The organism is Pseudomonas sp. MPB23, assembly GCF_046605395.1.
Classification (GTDB): Bacteria; Pseudomonadota; Gammaproteobacteria; order Pseudomonadales; family Pseudomonadaceae; genus Aquipseudomonas.
Genome location: NZ_CP176771.1, coordinates 1136507 through 1161182, shown reverse-complemented (window position 1 = coordinate 1161182; position 24676 = coordinate 1136507). Strand labels below are relative to the sequence as shown.

The 24676-nt window shown below is 61.6% G+C and carries 23 protein-coding genes; 12 read left to right on the top strand and 11 right to left on the bottom strand.

The window, feature by feature from the left end; translation table 11 throughout:
* Positions 1 to 26 precede the first annotated feature (26 nt).
* The gene (locus tag ACLH0J_RS05240) at positions 27 to 440 is read right to left on the bottom strand and encodes a hypothetical protein (RefSeq protein WP_411391132.1); all 414 of its coding nucleotides are present in this window, start codon (positions 438 to 440) and stop codon (positions 27 to 29) included.
* 184 nt (positions 441 to 624) lie between these two features.
* Here ACLH0J_RS05240 and ACLH0J_RS05235 point away from each other — a divergent pair, with 184 nt between their 5' ends.
* Positions 625 to 1503, top strand: coding sequence for a DMT family transporter (locus tag ACLH0J_RS05235; protein ID WP_411391131.1), 879 nt, complete (start codon positions 625 to 627; stop codon positions 1501 to 1503).
* 1 nt (position 1504) lies between these two features.
* On the opposite strand, the gene ACLH0J_RS05230 is transcribed toward ACLH0J_RS05235, so the two are convergent.
* Positions 1505 to 2839 carry an MFS transporter gene (locus ACLH0J_RS05230; protein ID WP_411391130.1) on the bottom strand — a complete coding sequence of 445 codons (1335 nt, stop codon included), beginning with the start codon at positions 2837 to 2839 and terminating at the stop codon, positions 1505 to 1507.
* Positions 2840 to 3071: 232 nt separating this feature from the next.
* On the opposite strand from ACLH0J_RS05230, the gene quiC reads away from it, so the two are divergent.
* Positions 3072 to 4973: a 3-dehydroshikimate dehydratase QuiC gene (quiC, locus tag ACLH0J_RS05225; RefSeq protein WP_411391129.1), complete on the top strand. Its 1902-nt coding sequence runs from the start codon at positions 3072 to 3074 to the stop codon at positions 4971 to 4973.
* 80 nt (positions 4974 to 5053) lie between these two features.
* Positions 5054 to 5719, top strand: a complete 666-nt coding sequence (locus ACLH0J_RS05220; protein ID WP_411391128.1) for a TetR/AcrR family transcriptional regulator — start codon at positions 5054 to 5056, stop codon at positions 5717 to 5719.
* A gap of 66 nt (positions 5720 to 5785) precedes the next feature.
* Here the strand turns inward: ACLH0J_RS05220 and ACLH0J_RS05215 are convergent, their stop codons facing one another.
* The 4 genes from ACLH0J_RS05215 to ACLH0J_RS05200 all read right to left on the bottom strand — a co-directional run bounded on the left by ACLH0J_RS05215 (position 5786) and on the right by ACLH0J_RS05200 (position 9594).
* The gene (locus tag ACLH0J_RS05215; RefSeq protein ID WP_411391127.1) at positions 5786 to 6634 is read right to left on the bottom strand and encodes a shikimate dehydrogenase; all 849 of its coding nucleotides are present in this window, start codon (positions 6632 to 6634) and stop codon (positions 5786 to 5788) included.
* Positions 6631 to 7080 (bottom strand): type II 3-dehydroquinate dehydratase, encoded by a 450-nt coding sequence (gene aroQ, locus ACLH0J_RS05210; protein WP_411391126.1) that lies wholly within the window; start codon positions 7078 to 7080, stop codon positions 6631 to 6633. The genes ACLH0J_RS05215 and aroQ overlap by 4 nt, the downstream gene beginning before the upstream one ends.
* 142 nt (positions 7081 to 7222) lie before the next feature.
* Entirely contained in the window at positions 7223 to 8302 is a 1080-nt protein-coding gene (trmA, locus tag ACLH0J_RS05205; RefSeq protein WP_411391125.1) for a tRNA (uridine(54)-C5)-methyltransferase TrmA, read from the bottom strand.
* A complete protein-coding gene (locus ACLH0J_RS05200; protein ID WP_411391124.1) occupies positions 8299 to 9594 on the bottom strand; it encodes an NCS2 family permease in 1296 nt (431 codons plus the stop codon). The genes trmA and ACLH0J_RS05200 overlap by 4 nt, the downstream gene beginning before the upstream one ends.
* A gap of 209 nt (positions 9595 to 9803) precedes the next feature.
* On the opposite strand from ACLH0J_RS05200, the gene ACLH0J_RS05195 reads away from it, so the two are divergent.
* On the top strand, positions 9804 to 10250 hold the full coding sequence (locus ACLH0J_RS05195; RefSeq protein WP_411391123.1) for a DUF4879 domain-containing protein: 447 nt from the start codon (positions 9804 to 9806) through the stop codon (positions 10248 to 10250).
* Positions 10251 to 10279: 29 nt separating this feature from the next.
* Here ACLH0J_RS05195 and ACLH0J_RS05190 read toward each other — a convergent pair whose 3' ends face one another.
* Positions 10280 to 11530 (bottom strand): MFS transporter, encoded by a 1251-nt coding sequence (locus tag ACLH0J_RS05190; RefSeq protein WP_411391122.1) that lies wholly within the window; start codon positions 11528 to 11530, stop codon positions 10280 to 10282.
* A gap of 318 nt (positions 11531 to 11848) precedes the next feature.
* On the opposite strand from ACLH0J_RS05190, the gene ACLH0J_RS05185 reads away from it, so the two are divergent.
* The 3 genes from ACLH0J_RS05185 to ACLH0J_RS05175 are packed head-to-tail and all read left to right on the top strand — an operon-like array spanning position 11849 to position 14471.
* The gene (locus tag ACLH0J_RS05185) at positions 11849 to 13282 is read left to right on the top strand and encodes a cytochrome ubiquinol oxidase subunit I (RefSeq protein ID WP_411391121.1); all 1434 of its coding nucleotides are present in this window, start codon (positions 11849 to 11851) and stop codon (positions 13280 to 13282) included.
* Position 13283: 1 nt separating this feature from the next.
* On the top strand, positions 13284 to 14291 hold the full coding sequence (gene cydB, locus ACLH0J_RS05180; RefSeq protein WP_411391120.1) for a cytochrome d ubiquinol oxidase subunit II: 1008 nt from the start codon (positions 13284 to 13286) through the stop codon (positions 14289 to 14291).
* 12 nt (positions 14292 to 14303) lie between these two features.
* Positions 14304 to 14471, top strand: coding sequence for a DUF2474 domain-containing protein (locus ACLH0J_RS05175; RefSeq protein WP_010562540.1), 168 nt, complete (start codon positions 14304 to 14306; stop codon positions 14469 to 14471).
* A gap of 66 nt (positions 14472 to 14537) precedes the next feature.
* On the opposite strand, the gene ACLH0J_RS05170 is transcribed toward ACLH0J_RS05175, so the two are convergent.
* Together ACLH0J_RS05170 and ACLH0J_RS05165 are read right to left on the bottom strand one after the other, a co-directional pair.
* Positions 14538 to 15662, bottom strand: a complete 1125-nt coding sequence (locus ACLH0J_RS05170; RefSeq protein WP_411391119.1) for a methyltransferase — start codon at positions 15660 to 15662, stop codon at positions 14538 to 14540.
* Positions 15663 to 15824: 162 nt separating this feature from the next.
* Complete coding sequence (locus ACLH0J_RS05165; RefSeq protein WP_411391118.1) at positions 15825 to 16535, bottom strand: helix-turn-helix transcriptional regulator; 711 nt, start codon at positions 16533 to 16535, stop codon at positions 15825 to 15827.
* Between the two features lie 382 nt (positions 16536 to 16917).
* Between ACLH0J_RS05165 and ACLH0J_RS05160 the strand changes: the two genes are divergently transcribed.
* Positions 16918 to 17694 (top strand): ferredoxin--NADP reductase, encoded by a 777-nt coding sequence (locus ACLH0J_RS05160; RefSeq protein ID WP_010562543.1) that lies wholly within the window; start codon positions 16918 to 16920, stop codon positions 17692 to 17694.
* A gap of 48 nt (positions 17695 to 17742) precedes the next feature.
* Here ACLH0J_RS05160 and mscL read toward each other — a convergent pair whose 3' ends face one another.
* Positions 17743 to 18159 carry a large-conductance mechanosensitive channel protein MscL gene (gene mscL, locus ACLH0J_RS05155; protein ID WP_010562544.1) on the bottom strand — a complete coding sequence of 139 codons (417 nt, stop codon included), beginning with the start codon at positions 18157 to 18159 and terminating at the stop codon, positions 17743 to 17745.
* A gap of 287 nt (positions 18160 to 18446) precedes the next feature.
* On the opposite strand from mscL, the gene katB reads away from it, so the two are divergent.
* The 3 genes from katB (at position 18447) to radA (ending at position 22075) form a co-directional block, all read left to right on the top strand.
* Entirely contained in the window at positions 18447 to 19988 is a 1542-nt protein-coding gene (katB, locus tag ACLH0J_RS05150; RefSeq protein ID WP_411391117.1) for a catalase KatB, read from the top strand.
* Positions 19989 to 20123: 135 nt separating this feature from the next.
* A complete protein-coding gene (locus ACLH0J_RS05145) occupies positions 20124 to 20672 on the top strand; it encodes an ankyrin repeat domain-containing protein (protein ID WP_411391116.1) in 549 nt (182 codons plus the stop codon).
* A 35-nt stretch (positions 20673 to 20707) separates the two neighbouring features.
* A complete protein-coding gene (radA, locus tag ACLH0J_RS05140; protein ID WP_411391115.1) occupies positions 20708 to 22075 on the top strand; it encodes a DNA repair protein RadA in 1368 nt (455 codons plus the stop codon).
* Here radA and ACLH0J_RS05135 read toward each other — a convergent pair.
* Positions 22064 to 22429, bottom strand: a complete 366-nt coding sequence (locus ACLH0J_RS05135; protein WP_411391114.1) for a PilZ domain-containing protein — start codon at positions 22427 to 22429, stop codon at positions 22064 to 22066. The two genes, radA and ACLH0J_RS05135, sit on opposite strands and share 12 nt — an antisense overlap.
* A gap of 174 nt (positions 22430 to 22603) precedes the next feature.
* On the opposite strand from ACLH0J_RS05135, the gene ACLH0J_RS05130 reads away from it, so the two are divergent.
* Entirely contained in the window at positions 22604 to 24670 is a 2067-nt protein-coding gene (locus tag ACLH0J_RS05130) for a carbon starvation CstA family protein (RefSeq protein WP_411391113.1), read from the top strand.
* Positions 24671 to 24676 lie beyond the last annotated feature (6 nt).

Sequence of the window (24676 nt, the reverse complement as noted above, 5' to 3'; positions counted from 1 at the left end):
CTAACCGTGGTTGAGTATGGTCGCTGTTAACGGCAATAGCCTTCGCCGGTGGCGACGATCAGGCAGTCTTTTTTATCCGCCAGCCACTTCAGGCCGGTGGCGGCACCATCGCCGGCGCGCAACGATTGCGGGCCGTCGGGGCGGGTGAAGGCGATGCCGTCTTCGGCGGCTTCACCTTTGAAGGTGCCCGCGTCGTCGGCGTCGAGGCCGTATTGCATGGTGAGCAGGTAGTGGCCACGGCCGATGCTGTCGTCCTTGGCGATGGTCAGGTGGAGGCCTTCGACGCCGATCCATTGGCCGATCCACTTATCGGTGGGGGGTGTTTCCGGCACCAGGGTCGCCTGCACGGAAGGCGGCGCGGGTTTGGCGGGGGATTTCGCGTCCTGATCACAAGCGGTGAGCAGGGCAAGGGTGGACAGAACAAACAGGGCTTTTTTCATAACGGCAGGGCCTTGGTTAAAAAGTGTGCAACGCTGGGCAAACGTGCAGCGTTGGACTCGAATCCCGTGATTTAGTGCGCTGTTCGCACGGTGTTTGGTTATGCTCTCGGGGCAGACGCATGCCCGGCTGCTAGATTACCGGGTTGAGTGCCACCGCGTTCAGCTCGCCACGCAAGAGAATTCAATGACTGTCAGCACCCCCCTGTCCGGCGTCAACCACCCCTTCAAAGGCATTGTGCTGATTGTGGTGGCAACCTTCCTGTTCTCCAGCCACGACGCCTTGTCCAAATACCTGGCCGGCTTCTACCCGATCGTGATGGTGGTGTGGGCGCGCTACGTGGTGCACACCTTGCTGATGGCCGGGATCTTCCTGCCGCAATCGGGCTTGCGTGTGCTGCGCAGCAAGCGGCCGGGGATGCAGGTGCTGCGGGCCATGTGCCTGTTGGGCACCAGTCTGTTTTTTACTACTGCGCTGCATTACATCCCGTTGGCGGAAGCCACGGCGGTGAACTTCCTCGCGCCGATCCTGGTGACGGCGCTGTCGGTGCCCCTGCTCGGCGAGCATGTGACACGCGGCCAATGGCTGGCGGTGATCTGCGGCTTTGTCGGCGTGCTGGTGATCATCCACCCGGGCGGCGAATTGTTTACTCCGGCGGTGCTGCTGCCGCTGTGTTCGGCGCTGTTCTTCTGCTTCTACCAACTGCTCACGCGCATCCTCAGCCAGTACGACACACCGACCACCAGCAACTTCTTCGCTGGCCTGTGCAACACCTTGGTGATGAGCGCGCTGGTGCCGTTCTTTTGGCAAGTCCCCACACTGTGGCACGGCGTGCTGATGCTGGCGCTGGGCACCTGTGGGATGACCGCACACTTGATGTTGACCCAGGCATTCCGCTTTGCGGCGCCGGCCTTGCTGGCGCCGTTCGGCTACTGCCAGATCGTGTTTGCGGGGTTGTTGGGGTGGCTGGTGTTTGCCCATACCCCCGACTTGACCACGGTGGTCGGCATCGGGGTGATCTGCATGAGCGGGTTGGCCGCTGCCTGGCAGCAGCGGCGTCGGTAGATCAGACGTCTACGGTTGGAATCTTGCGCGGGGCCATGAAGTACAGCCAGGTCAGTGCAATGAAGTACATCGCCGGAATCAGGGTGAACAACACGGTGTAGTTGTTGTTCGTCACCGTCAGGATGTGGCCGACGATCTGGGTCATGAACATGCCGCCGATGGCTGCGCACATGCCGCCGAAGCCGAACACCGTACTCATCATGTGTTTGGGCGTGTAGTCCATCACCAGGCTCCAGATGTTGGCGGTCCAGGCCTGGTGCGCACCGATGGCCAGGGAGATGGCAAACACCGCGACCCACAGCTGGCTGGAACCGGCCGCCATGATCACGCCGATGATGCAGCAGGCAAACAGCAGCATCGACAGCAACCGCGCCTTGATCGGATTCATCCCACGGCCGATCAGGAACGACGACAGAATCCCCCCGCCCACACTGCCGAAGTCGGCTGTCAGGTAGATGATGATCAGCGGGATGCCCATCTGGGTCACGTTGATGCCCAGGTTGTATTGCTGGTTCAGAAACGGTGGCAGCCAGTACAGGTAGAACCAGAACACCGGCGCGGTCATCGAGTAGGCAAGGGCGAAGGCCCAAGTGCCGCGCATGCGCAGGATACGGCTGAAGGGCACGCGGGGTTGTTCCGGTTCGACTTCCTTTTGCACGTAGTCCAGTTCGGATTGCTTAACGGTCGGATGGTCTTCGGGGTTGTAGTACTTCAGGCCCCAGAACAGCAGCCAGATACCGCCGAGCGCCGACATGCACAGGAACGCCGCTTGCCAGCCCCATACGTGCAGGATCAGTGGCAGCAGCATCGGCGTCATCATCGCGCCGACGTTGGTACCGGCGTTGAAGATGCCGGTGGCCACCGCACGCTCACCGGCGGGGAACCACAGGCGGGTGGTCTTGACGCAGGCCGGGTAGTTGGCGGCTTCGGTCAGCCCGAGGATAAAGCGGCAGACCATGAAGCCGACTGCCGAGGTGGCCAGGCCATGGGCGCCGGTGGCCAGGCTCCACAGCAGCACCGCGCAGAAGAACACGCGTTTGACGCCGACGCGGTCGATCAGGCGGCCTTGCAGCACAAAGCCGATCGCGTAACCGACCTGGAACCAGAAGTTGATGTTGGCGTAGTCCATCGCCGTCCAGCTCATTTCTTTGGCGAGGATCGGTTGCATCACGCCCAGGGCGGCGCGGTCGATGTAGTTGAGGGTGGTGGCGAAGAACACCAGGGCCAACATGCCCCAGCGTGTCTTGCCCACGGCGAGTGCGCCGCGGATTTTGTCGCCGATACCGGCGTGCGGGGCGGCCGCACGAGCGGCCAGAACGGAGTTTTGCGTAGGCATGAGGGAGTACCCGGTTTTTGAAATTTTTATGGTGTGTGCTGGGTCTTTTCTGGGGTGTAGCTACGTGAACGATGGTGCGCAGTGGCTAAAAAATCGTCAATTCGCAACATGGCATTGTGTTCGATAATCGCCCTGAAAACTAACCGGTTCGTACATTTCAATTGCTGTGGACAGTTTAGCGGCCAATAATTTGCCGTAAATAAGATCAGCCTCAAATGCCGGGAGTCGCCCCATGCAACGCTCTATTGCCACCGTTTCCTTGAGCGGAACCCTGCCGGAAAAACTTGAAGCCATCGCGGCTGCTGGGTTCGATGGTGTCGAAATCTTTGAAAACGATCTGCTGTATTACGATGGCAGCCCCCGGGAAATCAGGCAAATGTGTGCCGACCTGGGCATCGCCATCACCTTGTTCCAGCCGTTTCGTGACTTTGAAGGCTGCCGCCGCGACCGCCTGGCGCGCAACCTGGAGCGGGCCGAGCGCAAATTCGACCTGATGCACGAGTTGGGCACCGACCTGGTGCTGGTGTGCAGCAATGCCTCGGCCGATTGCGTGGGCGATGAACGTATTTTGCTCGATGACTTGAGCCTGCTGGCCGAACACGCCGGGCGCCGGGGCTTGCGCATCGGCTATGAAGCGTTGGCCTGGGGCAAGCACGTCAACACCTGGCAGCAGGTGTGGAACCTGGTGCGCCAGGTCGATCACCCCAGCCTGGGGGTGTTGCTCGACAGTTTCCACACGCTGTCGCTCAAGGGCGATCCGAGTGGCATCGCGCAGATCCCCGGCGACAAGATCTTCTTCGTGCAAATGGCGGATGCGCCGATCCTGGCCATGGATGTGCTGGAGTGGAGCCGGCATTTCCGCTGCTTCCCAGGGCAGGGCGAGTTCGACCTGGCGGGGTTTCTCGCGCCGATCATCCAGAGCGGCTACACCGGGCCGCTGTCCCTGGAGATTTTCAACGACGGCTTCCGCGCCGCGCCGACCCGGGCGAATGCGGCGGATGGCCTGCGCTCGCTGCTGTACCTGGAGGAGAAAACCCGCCAGCGCCTGGCTGAAGCGGCGCCCGCCGTGCCGGTGGATATCCTCTTTGAAACCCCGCCCGCCAGCGAATACGACGGTATCGAGTTCCTCGAATTCGCGGTGGATGAAAACCTCGGCGCCAAGCTGAGCCATTGGCTGGAACGCCTGGGGTTCGTCAAGGCCGGCCAGCACCGTTCCAAGAGCGTGAGCCTGTTGCGCCAGGGTGATATCAACCTGATCCTCAACTGCGAACCCTATTCCTTCGCGCATAACTTTTTTGAAGCCCATGGGCCATCGCTGTGCGCCACGGCGATTCGGGTCAAGGACAGCGCCAAGGCCCTGGAACGGGCGGTGGCCTACAAAGGTCAGCCTTATCGCGGCCTGGTCGGGCCGAACGAGCTGGAACTGGCGGCGGTGCGCGCGCCGGACGGCAGCCTGATTTATCTGGTGGACCAGAACGAAGGCGGAATCTACGCCACCGATTTCAACCTGCAGCCGACCTCCGCCGCGAGCGGTGGCCTGCTGCGCATCGACCACATGGCCATGGCCCTGCCGGCCGACAGCCTCGACAGCTGGGTGCTGTTCTACAAGAGCCTGCTGGATTTCGAGGCCGATGACGAAGTGGTGCTGCCCGACCCCTACGGCCTGGTGAAAAGCCGCGCACTGCGCAGCCGTTGCAGCTCGATTCGCCTGCCGCTGAATATCTCCGAGAACCGCAACACCGCGATCTCCCACGCGCTATCGAGCTATCGCGGCTCGGGCGTGCACCACATTGCCTTCGACTGCGCGGACATTTTCGCCGAGGTGCGCCGGGCCAAGGACGCGGGCGTGCCGCTGCTGGATATCCCGCTCAATTACTACGACGACCTGGCCGCACGCTTTGACTTCGACGACGAGTTCCTCAGCGAGTTGGCGTACTACAACGTGTTGTACGACCGCGACGCCCAGGGCGGTGAGTTGTTTCACGTGTACACCGAGCCGTTCGAAGGGCGGTTTTTCTTCGAGATCATCCAGCGCAAGAACGGTTACGCCGGCTACGGCGCGGCCAACGTGGCGGTGCGCCTGGCGGCGATGGCCAAATCGCGCAGCGGTGCAGCGCGCCAGGCACGCTTGTGACGGCGGGGCAGGTGCTTCCTTCGGGGAGCGCTGCGGCCCATAATCACCGCCTGCATAACAATGGCCGTGAGCGCAGCACAATGACCTTGAGTCCCGAACTCCCCGCGGTGTCAGACGCACCGCGCAAGAGTCGTAAGAACAATCCAGAAAAGACCCGCGAAAACATTCTTCAGGAAGCCATCGTCGAGTTTGTTCAGCAGGGCCTGTCCGGCGCTCGCGTGGATGCGATCGCTGAGCGCATCCACACCTCCAAGCGCATGATCTATTACTACTTCGGCAGCAAAGAGCAGTTGTACGTCGAAGTGCTGGAGAAACTCTACGGCGACATTCGCAACACCGAATCGCGCATGAACCTCACTGCTCTGGAACCGCGCGAAGCGATCCGCCGCCTGGTGGAATTCACCTTCGATCACCACGACCAGAACGTGGATTTCGTGCGCATCGTCAGCATCGAAAATATCCACAATGCCGAGTACGTGAAGCGTTCGGATTCGATCAAGGCGATGAACAACAACATCCTCGAAGCGTTGGGCGCCACCTTGCGCCGTGGCGCCGAGATGGGGCTGTTTCGCGAGGGGCTGGTGCCGTTGGATGTGCATCTGCTGATCAACTCATTCTGCTTTTACCGGGTGTCCAACCGTCATACGTTCGGTGAGATCTTTCAGATCGAACTGTCGGATGAGGCGGTTAAACAGCGGCATCGCGAGATGATCTGCGAGTCGGTGCTGCGTTACTTGCAGGCTTGAATCCACCTCAGAGCCAACGGTGGAAGGGCGCAAGCCTTCTCCCTCCGTTGGATTCCATTTCGCCCGTCAGGTATTCAGGCTCTGGAAGTGCGCCAGCATGCGTTGCGCATCCGGCACTTCACCGCAGAACAACTCAAACGCCTTCACTGCCTGAAACACCGCCATGTTGCCGCCATCCAGCGTGCGGCAACCCAAGGCGCGGGCGGTGCGCAGCAGTTCGGTTTCCAATGGGAAATACACGACCTCCGCGACCCACAGCTGCGCGCGCAACAGGGCGGCCGGTACCGGCATGCCGGGCAGCTTGGCCATGCCCATCGGTGTGGTGTTGACCAGGCCATCGGCCTCGGCCATGGCGTTCTCAAGATCATGACCCACCTGGGCACGACCGCTGCCGAAACGCTGGGCCAGGTTATCCGCAAGGTCGCTGGCGCGGGCGGCGTCCACGTCAAAAATACTTAGCTGTTCCACCCCTTCGGCCAGCAGCGCATGCGCCACCGCCGCGCCCGCGCCGCCGGCGCCCATCTGCACCACGCGCTGGCGCGGCACGTCATTGAGGTTACGTCGAAAGCCCTCGGCGAACCCCAGGCAATCAGTGTTGTGGCCGATGCGCTTGCCGTCCTTGAACACCACGGTATTCACCGCGCCAATGCCCCGGGCTTCGTCAGACAGTTCATCCAGCAGCGGCAGGATCGCCTGTTTGCACGGGTAGGTAATGTTCAGCCCGGTGAAGTTCATGTACTCGGCTGCGCGCAGCAGTTCGGGCAGGGCGTTGATGTCCAGGTTCAGGGGCTCAAGGTCGATCAGGCGATACAGGTAGCGCAACCCGTTGGCATCGCCTTCCTGTTCATGCAGGGCCGGGGTGCGAGAGGCCTGGATACCGGCGCCGATCAGCCCGGCGAGAATGCGTGGTTTCATCGGGCGGCCCCTTTCAACAACTGGCTGAAATGCTCCAGGGCCAAGTGGTAGCCATGGCTGCCGAATCCCGCCAGCACCGCCTTGGCGATGGGCGATACGAACGAGTGATGCCGAAACGCTTCGCGGGCATGCACGTTGGATAAATGCACCTCGATCACCGGCACTTCACTGGCCACCAGCGCATCGCGAATCGCCACGGACGTGTGCGTCCAGGCCGCCGGGTTGATCACGATACCGGCACAACGGCCGCGCGCGCCGTGGACCCAGTCCAGCAGTTCGCCTTCGTGGTTGGTCTGGCGAAATTCGATCTTCAGCCCCAGTTGTTCAGCGCTGCGACCGCACAGGGCGGCGACGTCGGCCAGGGTTTCGTGGCCGTAGGTGGCGGGCTCGCGGGTGCCGAGCAGGTTGAGATTGGGGCCGTTGAGCACCATCACGATGGGCGGCATAAGGGACATCTCCACAGTTATTGTTCGTTGTGGAGATAAAATGTACCGGATGGTTAATTTGGTCAATTGATGACGGTGGATGTGTTCGATTATCGAACCGTAAATCGGGGGAGGGGGCTACGCTCCTCCCCACATTGATGACTCAACGCCGGGTCAGCAACACCCCGGATTCCATGTGATGCGTCCACGGGAACTGGTCAAACAGCGCGCATTGGGTGATCTGGTGCGTGTCATGCAGTTGCGCAATGTTCGCCGCCAGCGTCTCCGGGTTGCAGGAGATGTACAGGATGTTGTCGAAACGTCGGGTCAGTTCGCAGGTGTCCGGGTCCATGCCGGCGCGCGGCGGGTCGACGAACACGCTGCCGAACTCGTAGCTTTTCAGGTCGATGCCGTGCAGGCGGCGGAACGGGCGTACGTCGTTGAGGGCTTCGGTGAGTTCTTCGGCGGACAGGCGCACCAGGGTGACGTTATCCACCGCGTTTTCATCGAGGTTGCTCAGGGCTGCGTTGACCGAGGTCTTGCTGATTTCGGTGGCCAGCACTTTACGCACGCGGGTCGCCAGCGGCAGGGTGAAGTTGCCGTTGCCGCAGTACAGCTCCAGCAAGTCGTCCGGGCGATCGCCCAGCGCTTCGTACGCCCAGTTGAGCATCTTCTGGTTCACCGTGCCGTTGGGCTGGGTGAAGGCGCCTTCGGGTTGGCGGTAGCTGAAGGTGCGTGCGCCGACGTCGAGTTTTTCCACCACGTAGTCGTGGCCGATCACATCGCGCTTGCCCTTGGAGCGGCCGATGATGCTCACGTTCAAGTCGGCCGCCAGTTGGTTCGCGGCGCTGTGCCAGTGTTCGTCCAGCGGGCGGTGATAGCACAGGGTGATCATCGCGTCGCCGGCCAGGGTGGTGAGGAACTCCACCTGGAACAGCTTGTGGCTCAGGGCGGCGCTGGCTTGCCAGGCAGCCTTGAGCTGGGGCATCAACTGGTTGATGCGCTGGCTGGCGATCGGGAAGTCTTCGATCAGGATCGGCGTGCGCTTGTCGTCCTGGGAGAACATCGCGTAGTGGCGTTCACCGCCTTCGCGCCACAGGCGGAACTCCGCCCGCAGGCGGAAGTGCTGCAGCGGCGATTCGAACACCTGCGGCTCGGGGGCGGCGAACGGTGCCAGCAGGTCACGCAAGCGCGTGACCTTGTCTTGCAGTTGAACGGTGTAGCGTGCGGCGTCAAAAGTCATGCGTTGAACCAGCCCAGCTTGATCACGAACAGAATCGACAGAATCACCAGCGCCGGGTTCAGCTCACGGTAGCGGCCCGAAAGCAGCTTGATGGCGGTCCAGGCGATGAAACCGAAGGCGATGCCGTTGGCGATGGAGTAAGTGAAGGGCATCGCCAGGGCGGTGATCACCACCGGCGCTGCAACAGTAATGTCGTCCCAGTCGATTTCGGCCAGGCCGGATGTCATCAGCACGGCGACGAACAGCAGCGCCGGCGCGGTGGCAAAGGCCGGCACGCTGGAGGCCAGCGGCGAAAAGAACAGCGCCAGCAGGAACAGGATCGCCACCACCACGGCGGTCAAACCGGTACGGCCACCGGCACTCACGCCGGCGGCGGACTCGATGTAGCTGGTGGTGGTCGAGGTCCCCAGCAGGGAACCGGCCATGGCCGCGGTGCTGTCGGCGATCAGCGCGCGGCCCATTTTCGGCATGTGGCCGTTCTTGTCCATCAGGCCGGCGCGCTTGGCCACGCCGATCAGGGTGCCGGAGTTGTCGAACAGGTCGACGAACAGGAAGGCGAAAATCACGCTGACCAGACCGATGTCCAGCGCGCCTTTGATATCCAGTTGCAGGAAGGTCGGGGCCAGGGACGGAGGCATGGAGGTTACGCCGCCGAACGGGGTGAAGCCCATCGCGATGGAGACGATGGTCACCGCGAGAATGCCGATCAGCACCGCGCCGCGCACGGCCAGGGCTTCCAGCGCGACGATCAGCGCGAAACCGAGGGTGGCGAGGATCGGCGCCGGTTGTTTCAAGTCGCCCAGGCCCACCATGGTGGCCGGGTTGCTCACCACGATGCCGGCGTTGTGCAGGGCGATCAGCGCCAGGAACAGGCCGATACCGGCCGCGATCGCCGAGCGCAGGGGCAGGGGGATGCTGTTGATGATCCACTCACGGATACGGAAGATCGACAGCATGAAGAACAACACCGCCGAAATGAACACTGCGCCCAGCGCGACTTGCCAGGTGTGGCCCATGTGCAGGACCACGGTGTAGGTAAAGAAGGCGTTGAGGCCCATGCCCGGCGCCAGGGCGATCGGGTAGTTGGCGATCAGGCCCATCACGGTCGAACCGATGGCGGCGGCCAGGCAGGTGGCGACGAACACCGCGCCCTTGTCCATGCCGGTCTCGCCGAGGATGCTCGGGTTCACGAACAGGATGTAGGCCATGGCCAGGAATGTCGTGATGCCCGCGAGGATCTCGGTGCGCACGTTGGTGTTGTGTGCTTTGAGTTGAAACAGCTTTTCCAGCATGCCTGCTCCCTGTGACGCTATGTTGCGTCGTGATTTGTTGACCTCTAAGTCAAAGCACAAATTGCGCCAAGCGCCTTTGGTTTCAGAGAGGATCGGAAAAAGCGGCGCATCATACCAGCAGCCGAGGCCATGTGGCGCACGGGCTGCGTATTCTCGGTCATGGCCTTGAGGCATACTGCGCCGATGTTTATTTCAGGGTCACCGACAGCATGAAAAAAGCCACCGCGTGGAGTCTAGCTCTGATCCCTTGTGTCGGCCTGTGGCTCGGCTCGGCACCGGTGTGGGGCGCGACTGCACCGCCCTTGAGCGAGGTGCGCGTGTTCAAGGTCGAATCGGCACGCTGCAGCGAGACCATCCCGGAAGGCGCACAAAGCACGCAGATGTGCACGCACCGTGGGCCCACCAGGGTGTCGGTGATGGAAGTCGGCCTGGGCAACAGCCCCATGGGCCGCTTCAACGGCGCCGAACTCAATGGCCAGCGCACGCCGGTGTGCCAGGTCGGCCACGTCAGCGAGGCCTGCCAGGGCGCGGGCACGCTGATGGGCTACATCTATGTGTTCGACCTGGATGTCGAAGCCCAGGGCTGGTTCGAATACAGCAACTCGTCGATCAACGCGCCGCGAAACACCCTGAAGACCCTGCTCAATATCCGCTGATCCCAATGGCAAGCCCCCTCCCACCGGGGTCATGCGCGGGTTTTTAACGCGGGTTCTTCCACCGGCACATACATGCGGTCACGGTGCGCCAGGGTCGGGAACAGTTTGATCCACACGCCCGTCACCACCAGCGTCCCGATCCCGCCCATGACCACGGCGGGCACGGTGCCGAACCAGTGGGCGGTGATGCCGGACTCGAACTCGCCCAATTGATTGGACGCACCGATAAACAATCCATTGACCGCACTGACCCGGCCGCGCATTTCGTCCGGGGTTTCCAGTTGCACGAAGGATGCGCGGATCACCATGCTGATCATGTCCGCCGCGCCCAGCACCACCAGCACCGCCAGGGAGAACCAGAACGAGGTGGACAGGCCGAACGCGATGGTCGCCACACCGAACACACCCACGGCGGTAAACATCACGCGGCCCACCTGGCGGTCCACCGCAAACCGCGCCAGCCACAGCGACATCAACAACGCGCCCACCGCCGGGGCCGAACGCAACAGGCCCAGGCCCCAGGCGCCGGTCAGCAGGATGTCCTTGGCGAACACCGGCAGCAATGCCGTAGCGCCGCCGAGCAGCACGGCGAACAGATCCAGGGAAATCGCCCCGAGGATATCCGGGCGGCTGCGGATAAAGCGGATGCCGGCCAGCAGCGAATCCAGGGTGGCCTTGCCTTTGTTCAGCGGGGTCTGGCGGGCGGGCAGGTTGAGGGTCAGCACGCAGGCGATGAGGTATAGCGCCACGGTGGGGCCGTACACCCACACGCTGCCAAACGCATACAGCAAGCCGCCTATCGCCGGGGCGACGATGGTCGCCAGTTGCTGCGCCGACTGCGCCGAGGCCACCGCCCGCGGGAACAGCGCGCTGGGCACGATGCTCGGCAGAAGGGCTTGGGTGGTGGGCATTTCAAAGGCGCGGGCGGCGCCGAACAGGAAGGAGAGGATGAAGATCATCTCGCGGGTCACGCTGCCGGTCAGGCCGCCGATGGCCAGGGACAAGGCAATCAGGGCCTGCACGGTCTGGCAGATGGCCACGACTTTGCGCCGTTCATAGCGATCGGCCACATGCCCGGTGTGCAGCATGAACACGACGCGCGGCACGAACTGCACCAGGCCGACGAGGCCCAGGTCCAGCACATTGCCGGTCAGTTGATAGAGGTTCCAGCCAATGGCCACGGAGAGCATCTGGTAGCCGCTGGCGGTAAAGATGCGCGCCAGCCAGAACGCGATGAAAGGACGGTGATGACGCAACAACAACGTGGGTTCACTGGGCATCGGGAATTCGGATCAAGGCCGGACGGAACGGCGAGATTAGCATCAGGCTGTAACAAATAGTTGCGAGAACGGCAGTGAGGCAAGCTGTCACGCGGCAAAAGACCACACAGGTCGATCCTGAAAATGGGACTACTCTTTGACCAATGCTTGATCCAGGTCAAAACCCTTGCGGGGATTGTTCTGGTGGCCCTCGGGCCTGATTCCCTGCGTGGCTGGTTAAAAAAAGAAACGAATTGAAATTCGCCAGACTCCATATCCGTGGGGGCAGTGGGTGCAGGCTTCCGCCCGCAACCGGTATTACCTGACAGAGGAAGACTTATGTTCGGTTTGGAGGCGCTAGATCTCGCCCGAATTCAATTCGCGTTCACCATCTCTTTCCACATCCTGTTCCCGGCGATCACCATCGGCCTGGCCAGTTACCTGGCGGTACTGGAAGGCTTGTGGCTCAAGACCCATAACGACACCTACCGTGACCTCTACCATTTCTGGTCGAAGATCTTTGCCGTCAACTTCGGCATGGGCGTGGTGTCCGGCCTGGTCATGGCCTATCAGTTCGGCACCAATTGGAGCCGCTTCTCGGACTTCGCCGGCGCCGTCACCGGGCCGTTGCTGACGTACGAAGTGCTCACGGCCTTTTTCCTTGAGGCCGGTTTCCTTGGGGTGATGCTGTTTGGCTGGAACAAGGTCGGGCGCAAGCTGCACTTCTTCTCCACGGTGATGGTGGCCGTCGGGACGCTGATTTCCACGTTCTGGATTCTGGCCTCCAACAGCTGGATGCAGACGCCCCAGGGCTTTGAAATCATCGACGGCCGCGTGATTCCCACCGATTGGCTGGCCGTGATCTTCAACCCGTCCTTCCCCTACCGTCTGGCGCACATGGCCACGGCCGCCTTTGTGGCCACGGCCTTCTTCGTCGGTTCCTCGGCGGCCTGGCACTTGTTGCGTGGCAAGGACAACCCGGCGATCCGCAAGATGCTCTCGATGGCGATGTGGATGGCGTTGATCGTCGCGCCTATCCAGGCAGTGATCGGCGACTTCCATGGTCTCAACACCCTGGAGCACCAGCCGGCGAAAATCGCCGCGATCGAAGGCCACTGGGAAAACATCGGCAACGAACCGACGCCGCTGATCCTGTTCGGCTGGCCGGACATGAAAGCCGAAAAAACCAAGTACGCCGTGGAAATTCCCTACCTGGGCAGCCTGATCCTGACCCACTCCCTGGACAAGCAGGTGCCGGCGCTCAAGGAGTTCCCGCCTGAGGACCGTCCCAACTCGACCATTGTGTTCTGGTCGTTCCGGGTCATGGTCGGCCTGGGCTTTTTGATGATCTTCACCGGCTTGTTCAGTCTGTGGCTGCGCCGTGGCGACAAGATGTACACGTCGCGGCCGTTCCTGTACCTGGCGTTGTGGATGGGCCCGTCCGGCCTGATCGCGATTCTCGCCGGCTGGTTCACCACCGAAATCGGGCGTCAGCCATGGGTGGTCTACGGGTTGATGCGCACGGCGGATGCGTCCTCCGGGCATAGCCTGGCGCAGATGACCATCACCCTGGTGCTGTTCGTGGTGGTGTACTTCGCGCTGTTCGGCGCGGGCCTGGGCTACATGATGCGCCTGGTGCGCAAAGGCCCGGTGACGCACGAAAGCACCGAACCGACCCACGGTGGTCCTGGCCAGAAACGCACACCGGCCCGTCCGTTGTCCGCCGCCGATGACGGCAGCGATGACGACCACATTCAGCACAAGGGGCATTGAGATGGGTATTGATCTTCCGCTGATCTGGGCCGTGATCATCATCTTCGGCATCATGATGTACGTGGTCATGGACGGCTTCGACCTGGGTATCGGCATCCTCTTTCCGTTCATCCCCGGCAAAGTCGACCGTGATGTGATGATGAACACCGTGGCCCCGGTCTGGGACGGTAACGAAACCTGGTTGGTCCTCGGCGGCGCGGCGTTGTTCGGCGCGTTCCCGCTGGCCTATTCGGTGGTGTTGTCGGCGTTGTACCTGCCGTTGATGCTGATGCTGATCGGGCTGATCTTTCGCGGCGTGGCCTTCGAGTTCCGCTTCAAGGCCAAGGATCACAAGCGTCATCTGTGGGACAAGGCGTTCATCGGCGGCTCGCTGGCGGCGACGTTCTTCCAGGGCGTGGCGCTGGGCGCGTTCATCGACGGGATTCCAGTGGTGAATCGCCAGTTCGCCGGTGGTTCGCTGGACTGGTTGACGCCGTTCACGCTGTTCTGCGGTGTGGCGTTGATCGTGGCCTACGCCTTGCTCGGCTGCACCTGGCTGATCATGAAGACCGAAGGCGCGTTGCAGGAGCAAATGCACAACCTGGCGCGGCCGCTGGCCTTTGTGGTGCTGGCGGTGATCGGCATCGTGAGCCTGTGGACGCCGCTGGCGCACCCGGAAATCGCCTCGCGCTGGTTCACCCTGCCGAACCTGTTCTGGTTCCTGCCGGTGCCGATCCTGGTGCTGGTGACCATGTACGGGCTGATCCGCGCCGTGGCCCGCAATGCCCACTACACGCCGTTCCTGCTCACCCTGGTGCTGATCTTCCTCGGCTACAGCGGCCTGGGGATCAGCCTGTGGCCCAATATCATCCCGCCCTCGGTGTCGATCTGGGATGCGGCCGCGCCGCCGCAAAGCCAGGGCTTCATGCTGGTGGGCACGCTGTTCATCATCCCGTTCATCCTGGGCTACACCTTCTGGAGCTACTACGTGTTCCGCGGCAAGGTCACCCACGAAGACGGTTATCACTAGGAGGAGCGTTGCATGTCCGGCAAACCGACGTTGCACGAAATCGAACAGGCCGAGAAACAGCCGTTGTGGCGGCGCCTCGGGTGGCTGGCGATGATCTGGACCGGCAGCGTGCTGGCCCTGTTCGTGGTCGCCAGCCTGATGCGCATGTTCATGAATGCGGCCGGCCTGACCACCCACTGACCATCCCATCCGGGCTTCGCGGCCCGGTTTTCAACCCTGCCTTTCGCAAGATCGGCAGGTTTTTTTTTACTTGCGCGCTTTGAGGATGACGAACTTCGGCGTGGCCGCCACTTGTTCGACGCCACGGAACAGCCGCGCCAATTTGCTGTGATAACCCAGGTGACGGTTGCCGACTATATAGAGAGCGCCGCCGACCACCAGGGCTTCCCGTGCCTGCTGGAACATGCGCCAGGCGAGGAAGTCGCCGACCACCTGTTGCTGGTGGAACGGCGGGTTGCACAGCACCACATCCAGGGATTGCGGCGCCTGGCCGGCCAAGCCATCGTCGGCGCGGACGTTGACGTCCCGTGCCCCGAGGGCGGCTTGCCAGTTTTCCAGTGCCGATTGCACGGCCATGTAGGACTCGTCCACCAAGGTGTATTGGGCGTCGGGGTTGTGCAGCGCGCTGGCAATTGCCAGGACGCCGTTGCCGCACCCCAGGTCGGCCACACGGGCATTGCCCAGGTTGGTCGGCAGGTGGGGCAGGAACGCGCGCGTGCCGATGTCCAGGCTTTCGCGGCAGAACACGTTGGCGTGGTTCAGCAGTTCGATGGCAGGTTCGTCCACGCTGTAACGGGTGGGGTAAGGCGAGACGGCGGCAGGGCGCTCGCCGACGGTGGCGATCAACAGCCGGGCCTTTTTCAGCGCCAGCGATGCATGCATCGGCCCGATGTAACGCTCCAGCAACTCGCCCGCCGCTCGCGGCAGGTGCTTGACCATCGCCGCCGCGATCACTTCGGCGCCCGGCGCCAGTTGGCCCTGCAAGCGGATCAACTGTTCCTCGAGCAACGCCAGGGTCTTGGGTACGCGGATCAGCACCCGGTCGAACGGCCCGCCGGGCAACTGGTTGGCGGGAGTGAACGGCACCGCATCAAAGGCTTTGCCGTTGCGCACCAGGTTTTTCTCCAGGCCCTGGGCGGCCAGGAACGAGTCGCCACTGGACGTCACCAGCACCCGGCCCGCCAGGCTCGCCGCCAGCGCGCCGAAACTGTCATTGAGCACCAGCACGCGGGTCGCGGCGTCCGGTTGCTGCTCGGCCAGATAGCTGAGCAGGTACTCGTCGGCGGCGTCGAAGGCTTGCAGCGGATCGTTATGTTGCTCTGGCTGGCGGATCAGATCGAGCTGGGCAAAGGGGCTGTCGAGCAGGGGCATGGCGGGGGAGGCTCTGGGTCATCGGTGGGCGGTCGGCAGTGACCTGCGCAACCTTCTGAGTGAACGACGAGGCGGCGCCCGAGGGAGCTGCTTCAACACTCAGAATTGGCCGTAAATGTTACTTTTTTTCCGGAGGGATTACATGCGCTGTTTAAACGATGGCTAAAACAAACCCGCCTTGGAGGCACACAACACGGCGGCGATCTTGTTGTTGACCCCCAGCTTTTTGAAGCAACTGCAGATATGAAAGCCCACCGTACGTTCGGACAGGCACAGGATGGTGGCAATGTCCGCTGCGGTCTTGCCCATGGCCGACCACTTGAGGATTTCCGTTTCTCGCGGGCTCAATGTGTTGGCAGGGCTGATGCTGGGGGGCTTGACATACGTCTGCGCCACGACCGCATGCAGCGCATGACACATCCACAGGACCTGGCCGGCCTTTTCGTACAACTCCTCCGGGCTGACCGCGCCCTTGCCACGGCCCAGGGTCAGCATGCTGAACACACCCTGGAAATCGTGGACCGCCTGGGTCCAGCCCAAGTGCACGCCGTATGAGCGGGCCAGTTCCCACAAGTTGGGGGCGGCGCGAAAGGCTTTTTCCTCCCAGAGGATCGGCAGTACGCAACGTTTGCAGTGGGCGACAACGGGGTCTATGTCGAAGAAGTGGGCACGTTGATATAAGTTGTTCCATTCATTGGGGTAATTGTTGACGTTGATAGGTTTCGTTCGATGGCTGGTTAGGTGTGAACTCATCGTAAATGAACAGAATTGGAAGCCGAGTTCCTGAGTGTGGTTGACGACCATCTCGAAAACGCTGGTGACCTCGTTCTCGCCTTCCAGTTTGGGGAGTCGTGTATTGCGCCAATTGACCATAGGTCACTCTCCATGGGTTTCTCCGTGCCATGGGATACGTCCTCAACTCCCAAAGCTGCACGCAACTGAGTGTAGGACACGAGATACATGGGAAGAGGAAATTTTCGCTCTTGCTCGGCGAGGTTTAAGAATTTTTGTGTGCACTCTGTGAGAGGGCTACGCCAGGGCTTAGTTGGTTTTCTGCGATTTTTTAGGGGGTTGAACCACCTGTAACACGCAACTTACAGTTCGAACGCAGGGCGGTTAAAGGGACTAATAGCGAATTGATCAATGCTGCTATTAAAGTGCCGCTATTGACGGTGGATGGATGCCACTACAAACCAACGGTGTTTCCGCGCGCGACTTTGGAGGACACTAGAGCCCCTGTAGAACGGAGCCCCCCATGACGGCCAGTGCTGAGAAATTTACCCGCCAGACCTTGCTCGATGTGCAATCGCTGACCCCCAGCCTGTTCACGCTGCGAACCACCCGTGACCCGGGTTTCCGTTTTACCGCGGGGCAGTTCGTGCGTCTGGGCGTGACCAAGGCGGATGGCAGCACGGTGTGGCGCGCTTATTCGGTGGTGTCTTCACCGTTTGACGAGCACTTGGATTTCTTCTCGATCGTCGTCCCGGGCGGGGAGTTCACCAGTGAACTGAGTCGCCTGCGGGTCGGCGATACCTTGATGGTGGAGCGCCAGGCCACGGGGTTCCTGACATTGAACCGTTTCGTCGATGGCCGTGACTTGTGGATGTTGGGCACCGGCACCGGCGTGGCGCCGTTCCTGTCGATCCTGCAGGACTTCGAAGTCTGGGAGAAATTCGAGCGCATCATCCTGGTGTACAGCGCGCGCGAAGCGAAGGAGCTGGCCTATCAGTCACTGATCCACGAACTGGGCGAGCGTGAGTACCTTGCTGAGTACGCACACAAATTCACCTACATCCCGATCGTCACCCGCGAGCAACACCCCGGCGCATTGAACGGGCGCATTACCACGCTGATCGAAAATGGCGAATTGGAACGGGCGGCCGGCGTCGCGTTGAGTCCCGAGCACTCCCGCGTGCTGATTTGCGGCAACCCGCAAATGGTCGATGACACCCGCCAGTTGCTCAAGCAGCGCGACATGCAATTGAGCTTGAGTCGCCGGCCGGGCCAGGTGGCCGTGGAAAATTACTGGTAATAAAAAAGGCGCCCCGGAACAGGCGCCTTTTTACCAAGCCCTGGCTGATTACAGTGGCTTGTCGTTCTGTGCCTTGAGCAGATCACGGATCTCGCCCAGCAAGACTTCTTCCTTGGTCGGCGTCGGCGGCAAACTCGGGGCCACGGCTTCTTCGCGCTTGAGGCGGTTGATCGCCTTCACGCCCATGAAGATCGCAAACGCGACGATCAGAAAGTCGATCACGCTCTGGATGAACTTGCCGTAGGCCAGCACCACGGCGGGTACGTCGCCCTGTGCCGCTTTGAGCGTTATCGCCAGATCACCGAAGTCTACGCCACCGATCAACAGACCCAGCGGTGGCATCACCACGTCGCCGACAAACGAAGAAACAATTTTGCCGAAGGCGGCGCCGATGATAATACCGACGGCCATATCGACCACATTACCTTTGACCGCGAAGGCCTTGAACTCACTGATCACGCCCATAGGTTATTCCTTGTTACAGTTGAGAAGGGTGGAACTCAGTGTAAGTCAGTCGTATCGGGCTTGCCTGAAACAACCGTTAACACTCTTGGTTTTTATCGACATATTAAATCGCAAATAGTTTGCAAAGTGCCACCAGTCGCGCGCGAATTACCTGTTATTTCAATGGGTTGCCACATTATTTTATTTATCGGGTTGGTACGGCTTTTCTATTTATCTTCTGCCTCTCGGATCACTAGCCTCTGGCAAGCACACCTGAATGTGCACTAAGAAAACCAGAGGATACCTCGATGAAAAAAACAAACAGCCGCAGGCCCGTTTCGGCGCGCTACGCACTGGTGCTGGTGACTGCCAGCCTGCTGTCCCTCTCTGTGCAAGCTGCCAACCTGACGCGGGACAACGGTGCCGCCGTCGGTGACAACCAGAATTCGCAAACCGCCGGTGCCAACGGCCCGGTGCTGCTGCAGGACGTTCAGCTGATTCAGAAGCTGCAGCGTTTTGACCGTGAACGCATCCCGGAGCGCGTGGTACATGCCCGTGGCACTGGCGCCCACGGCACCTTCACGGTGACTGACAGCCTCAGCGACCTGACCAAAGCCAAGGTCTTCGCCGCCGGCGAGGCCACCCCGGTGTTCGTGCGTTTCTCTTCCGTGGTCCACGGCAACCACTCCCCGGAAACCCTGCGTGACCCGCGCGGCTTCGCCACCAAGTTCTATACCGCTGAGGGCAACTGGGACCTGGTTGGCAACAATTTCCCGACGTTCTTTATTCGTGATGCCATCAAGTTCCCGGACATGGTCCACGCCTTCAAGCCGGACCCACGCACTAATCTGGACGACGACTCCCGTCGCTTTGACTTCTTCTCCCATATCCCCGAGTCCACGCGCACGCTCACCGAGTTGTATTCCAATGCGGGCACCCCGGCCAGTTATCGGGAAATGGACGGTAACGGCGTACATGCCTACAAGTTGATCAACGCCAAGGGCGAAGTGCACTACGTCAAGTTCCACTGGAAGAGCCTGCAAGGCCTCAAGAACCTTGATCCCAAACAGGTCGCCGAAGTGCAGGGCCGTGACTACAGCCACATGAGCCAAGACCTGGTCACCCATATCAACAAGGGCGACTTCCCCAAGTGGGACCTGTATGTGCAGGTACTCAAGCCTGAAGACCTGGCCAAGTTCGATTTCGACCCGTTGGACGCCACCAAGATCTGGCCGAACGTAGCCGAGCGCAAAGTCGGGCAGATGGTGCTGAACCGTAACCCGGCCAATGTCTTCCAGGAAACCGAGCAAGTGGCCATGGCCCCGGCCAACCTGGTGCCGGGCATCGAGCCGTCCGAGGACCGCCTGCTGCAAGGCCGCGTATTCTCCTACGCCGACACGCAGATGTACCGCCTGGGCGCCAATGCCCTGCAACTGCCGATCAACGCCCCACGGGTCACCGTCAACAACGGTAACCAGGACGGCGCGATGAACGGCGGCAAGACCAGCAGCGGCGTGAACTATCAGCCAAGCCGCCTGGAGCCTCGCGAAGAGCCGCAAACGGCGCGCTACAGCCAGTCGGCGTTGGTCGGCAGCACCCAGCAGGCGAAGATCCAGCGTGAGCAGAACTTCAAGCAGGCCGGTGACTTGTACCGCTCCTTCAGCCCGAAAGAGCGTCAGGACTTGATCGACAACTTTGGCGGCTCCCTGGCCACCACCGATGACACGAGCAAGCACATCATCCTGTCGTTCCTCTACAAAGCCGACCCGGAGTACGGCACCGGCGTGGCCAGGGTCGCCAAGGGTGACCTGGCACGCGTGAAGGCGCTGGCGCAAAAACTCACCGACTAACCCCACACCCCCCCGTGTAGGAGCTCGCTCGCGAAGATCTGCCAGGCAGCGCGTACATCCAGGATGCACGCGTCATCGTTGACGTTTTTCGCGAGCAAGCTCTCTCCTACAAGGGCTTTGTAGAGGAGTTGAATCATGCGTACCTTCATTGGGGCGCTGCTGGCCTGCTGGTCGCTGAGCGGGGTTGCCGGGCAGCCTGTGCCCGATGACGCGGCGGCGCTCAAGACGCAATTGCAAGGCTACTATTTCGATGCCGCGCGCCGCGGTGACCTGCCCATGCTCGATACGTTCATCGACGCCGGCTTCCCCCTCAATACCCAGGACGACAAGGGCTACACCGCACTGATCCTCGCCGCCTACCACGGCGAAAGCGCCTACGTTGAGCGCCTGCTCGCCGCCGGCGCCGATGCCTGCGTGCAGGACAAGCGCGGCAACACCGCGTTGATGGGCGCGATCTTCAAGGGCGAGCTGAAGATTGCCCAGCGCCTGTTGTCCACCGACTGCAACCCCGACCAGCGCAACGGCGCCGGGCAGACCGCCGCCATGTATGCCGGGCTGTTCAAGCGCATCGAGTTACTCGACGAATTGAAGGCCAAGGGCGCCGACTTGAACGCCGAAGACCCGCTCGGCAACAGTGCTGCACGATTGGCCAGCGGTGAAATCCGGACCCCGGCGCCGCGCTGAGCTATCATCGCGGTTTTTCGGTTGGAGGTTCTCGAATGGCAAAGGCCAAGCGCATGTACGGCTGCACGGAGTGCGGCGCGACCTTTCCCAAGTGGGCCGGCCAGTGCACTGAATGTGGTGCGTGGAACACCCTCACGGAGACCATGATCGAAAGCGGCGGCGCCGCGGCGCCCAGCGGCCGGTCCGGCTGGACCGGGCAACAGGCGCAGATCAAGACCCTGGCCGAAGTCAGCGTCGAAGAGATCCCACGCTTCTCCACAGCGTCCGGTGAACTCGACCGCGTACTCGGCGGCGGCCTGGTGGACGGCTCGGTGGTGCTGATCGGCGGCGATCCCGGCATCGGCAAGTCGACCATCCTGCTGCAAACCCTATGCAGCATCGCCAGCCGCATGAAGGCGTTGTACGTCACCGGCGAAGAATCCCAACAACAGGTGGCCATGCGGGCCCGTCGCCTCGGTTTGCCCCAGGACCAGTTGCGGGTCATGACCGAAACCTGCATCGAAAGCATCATCGCCACGGCCCGGATCGAAAAGCCCAAGGTCATGGTGATCGACTCGATCCAGACGATTTTCACCGAGCAACTGCAATCGGCGCCGGGCGGCGTGTCCCAGGTGCGCGAGAGTGCGGCGCTGCTGGTGCGCTATGCCAAGCAAAGCGGCACGGCGATCTTCCTGGTCGGCCACGTGACCAAGGAGGGCGCATTGGCCGGGCCACGGGTGTTGGAGCACATGGTCGACACCGTGCTGTATTTCGAGGGCGAATCCGACGGTCGCTTGCGTTTGCTGCGGGCGGTGAAGAACCGTTTCGGCGCGGTGAACGAGCTGGGTGTGTTCGCCATGACGGATCGGGGGTTGAAAGAAGTCTCCAATCCCTCGGCGATTTTTCTCACACGTGCCCAGGAAGAAGTCCCAGGCAGTGTGGTGATGGCGACGTGGGAAGGCACCCGGCCGATGCTGGTGGAAGTCCAGGCGCTGGTGGATGACAGCCATCTGGCCAACCCGCGCCGCGTCACCCTGGGCCTGGATCAGAACCGCCTGGCGATGCTGTTGGCGGTGCTGCACCGTCACGGCGGCATACCGACCCACGACCAGGACGTGTTCCTCAACGTGGTAGGCGGGGTCAAGGTGCTTGAGACCGCGTCCGACCTGGCGTTGATGGCGGCCGTGATGTCCAGCCTGCGCAACCGGCCGCTGCCCCACGACCTGCTGGTGTTCGGCGAAGTCGGCCTGTCGGGCGAAGTGCGACCGGTGCCGAGTGGCCAGGAGCGCCTGAAGGAAGCGGCCAAGCATGGCTTCAAGCGCGCCATCGTGCCCAAGGGCAATGCGCCGAAGGAGGCGCCGCCTGGGTTGCAGGTGATTGGAGTGACGCGTCTGGAGCAGGCGCTGGATGCGTTATTCGAGTAGGGCGGCCAACTCCCGATCCAAATCGTGCTGATCGCCGAGGTTCAACTCGATCACCCGCCGCAAGTGGCTGATCGAGTCCAAGTCAATGTGCTGGCACACGAAGCCCAGCAGGCCGTGTTGGTCGTGGGTCAGGCGCACTTGCATCTTTATCGGGGTCTTGGGATCCAGACGTATATCGACATCGAACGGCAGCGCCTTATTTCCCTTCCAGTCCTCGGGCCGTTGCGCCAGCAAGCCTTTTAGCGATAAGTCCACCAACTGTACCGGCCATTCCTTGCCGTTTTGCCGAAGTTCTGTCTTGGCATCAAAGGCTATCCGGCGAAAACGACGGCGATCAGGCGCTTGCTCGGTCATGGTGAAACCCTCTGTGGATAAAGGGATTGTAGCCCTGCGCTATTATTGAGCCATTATTTCTGCTTTTTTTGCCGTTGCAGGGCTCTAGACCAACGTAGGGGGCTGGCCTTTAAAGCCAGTAGCGCTAAACTCGAGGTGGTTGTCCTTTCTGTCCACCCTGGCTGGAATATAAAAATGAAGAATAATAATAGCCTGCTACGCCACTTACCCTGGCTGGTGCTGGCAATCGTAGGTGCGTGCGCCCTTGGCGTAGTGGCATTACGCCGCGGCGAGGCGATCAATGCCTTGTGGATTGTGGTCGCAGCCGTGGCCATTTATCTGGTTGCGTATCGTTACTACAGTCTGTTCATCGCTAACAATGTGATGCAACTCGATCCACGACGGGCCACCCCCGCAGTGGTCAATAACGACGGTCTGGACTTCGTGCCGACCAACAAACACATCCTTTTCGGTCACCACTTTGCGGCGATTGCCGGTGCAGGTCCCTTGGTCGGCCCGGTGCTGGCGGCGCAAATGGGTTATCTGCCCGGAACCCTGTGGCTGATCGCCGGCGTAGTGCTGGCCGGTGCGGTGCAGGACTTCATGGTGCTGTTCCTGTCCACGCGTCGCAACGGCCGTTCCCTGGGGGATATGGTCCGCGAAGAGATGGGCCGCATTCCCGGGACCATCGCGCTGTTCGGCTGCTTCCTGATCATGATCATCATCCTCGCGGTGCTGGCGCTGATCGTGGTCAAGGCCCTGGCCGAAAGCCCGTGGGGCATCTTCACGGTGATGGCGACCATCCCGATCGCGATGTTCATGGGCATCTACATGCGCTACATCCGTCCGGGTCGCATCGGTGAGATTTCGATCGTCGGCGTGCTGTTGCTGCTCGGTTCGATCTGGCTGGGCGGGCAGATTGCCGCCGATCCGGTCTGGGCCAAGGTCTTCAGTTTCACCGGCATCCAGATCACCTGGATGCTGATCGGCTACGGTTTCGTCGCGGCGGTACTGCCGGTGTGGCTGATCCTGGCACCGCGTGACTACCTGTCCACCTTCCTCAAAATCGGCACCATCGTCGCCTTGGCCATCGGCATTCTGGTGACCATGCCCGACCTGAAAATGCCGGCGCTGACCCAGTTCATCGATGGCACCGGCCCGGTGTGGAAGGGCGGCCTGTTCCCGTTCCTGTTCATCACCATCGCCTGTGGTGCGGTCTCGGGCTTCCACGCGCTGATCTCCTCGGGCACCACGCCCAAGTTGCTGGCCAGCGAAGGCCACGCCCGGTACATCGGGTATGGCGGCATGTTGATGGAGTCGTTCGTGGCCATCATGGCGATGGTTGCCGCGTCGGTAATCGAGCCTGGCGTGTACTTCGCCATGAACAGCCCGGCGGCGATTGTCGGCAGCGACGTCGTTACCGTTGCGCAAACCGTCAGTAGCTGGGGCTTTGCGATTACGCCTGAGGCGCTCTCGGCCGTGGCCCATGACATCGGCGAAACCACCATCCTGGCGCGTGCCGGCGGTGCGCCGACGCTCGCCGTGGGGATCGCGCAGATCCTGCACAGTGTGCTGCCGGGTGAAAACACCATGGCGTTCTGGTACCACTTTGCAATCCTGTTTGAAGCGCTGTTCATCCTGACGGCGGTCGACGCCGGTACGCGTGCCGGTCGCTTCATGCTGCAGGACCTGCTGGGTTCCTTCGTCCCGGCGCTCAAGCGCACCGAGTCGTGGACCGCCAACCTGATCGCGACGGCGGGTTGCGTGGCGATGTGGGGTTATCTGTTGTATCAGGGCGTGATCGACCCATTGGGTGGCATCAACACCTTGTGGCCGCTGTTCGGTATCTCCAACCAGATGCTGGCGGGTATCGCGCTGATGCTGGCGACCGTTGTGCTGATCAAAATGAAACGCCAGCGCTACATCTGGGTGACCATGCTGCCGGCGGTATGGCTGCTGATCTGCACCACCACAGCGGGCTTCATCAAGCTGTTCGACGCCAACCCGGCGATCGGCTTCCTGTCGCTGGCCAAGAAGTACAGCGATGCGCTGGCAGGCGGCCAGATCCTGGCTCCGGCCAAGAGCATCGACCAGATGCAGCATGTGATCTGGAACGCGTACACCAATGCCACACTGACGGCGCTGTTCCTGTTCGTGGTGTTCAGCATCCTGTTCTATGCGCTCAAGGTCGGCGTCGCCGCCTGGGGCAACAAAGAACGTACGGATAAAGAAGCCCCATTCCAGGCCGTACCGGACGCTTGATCGAGG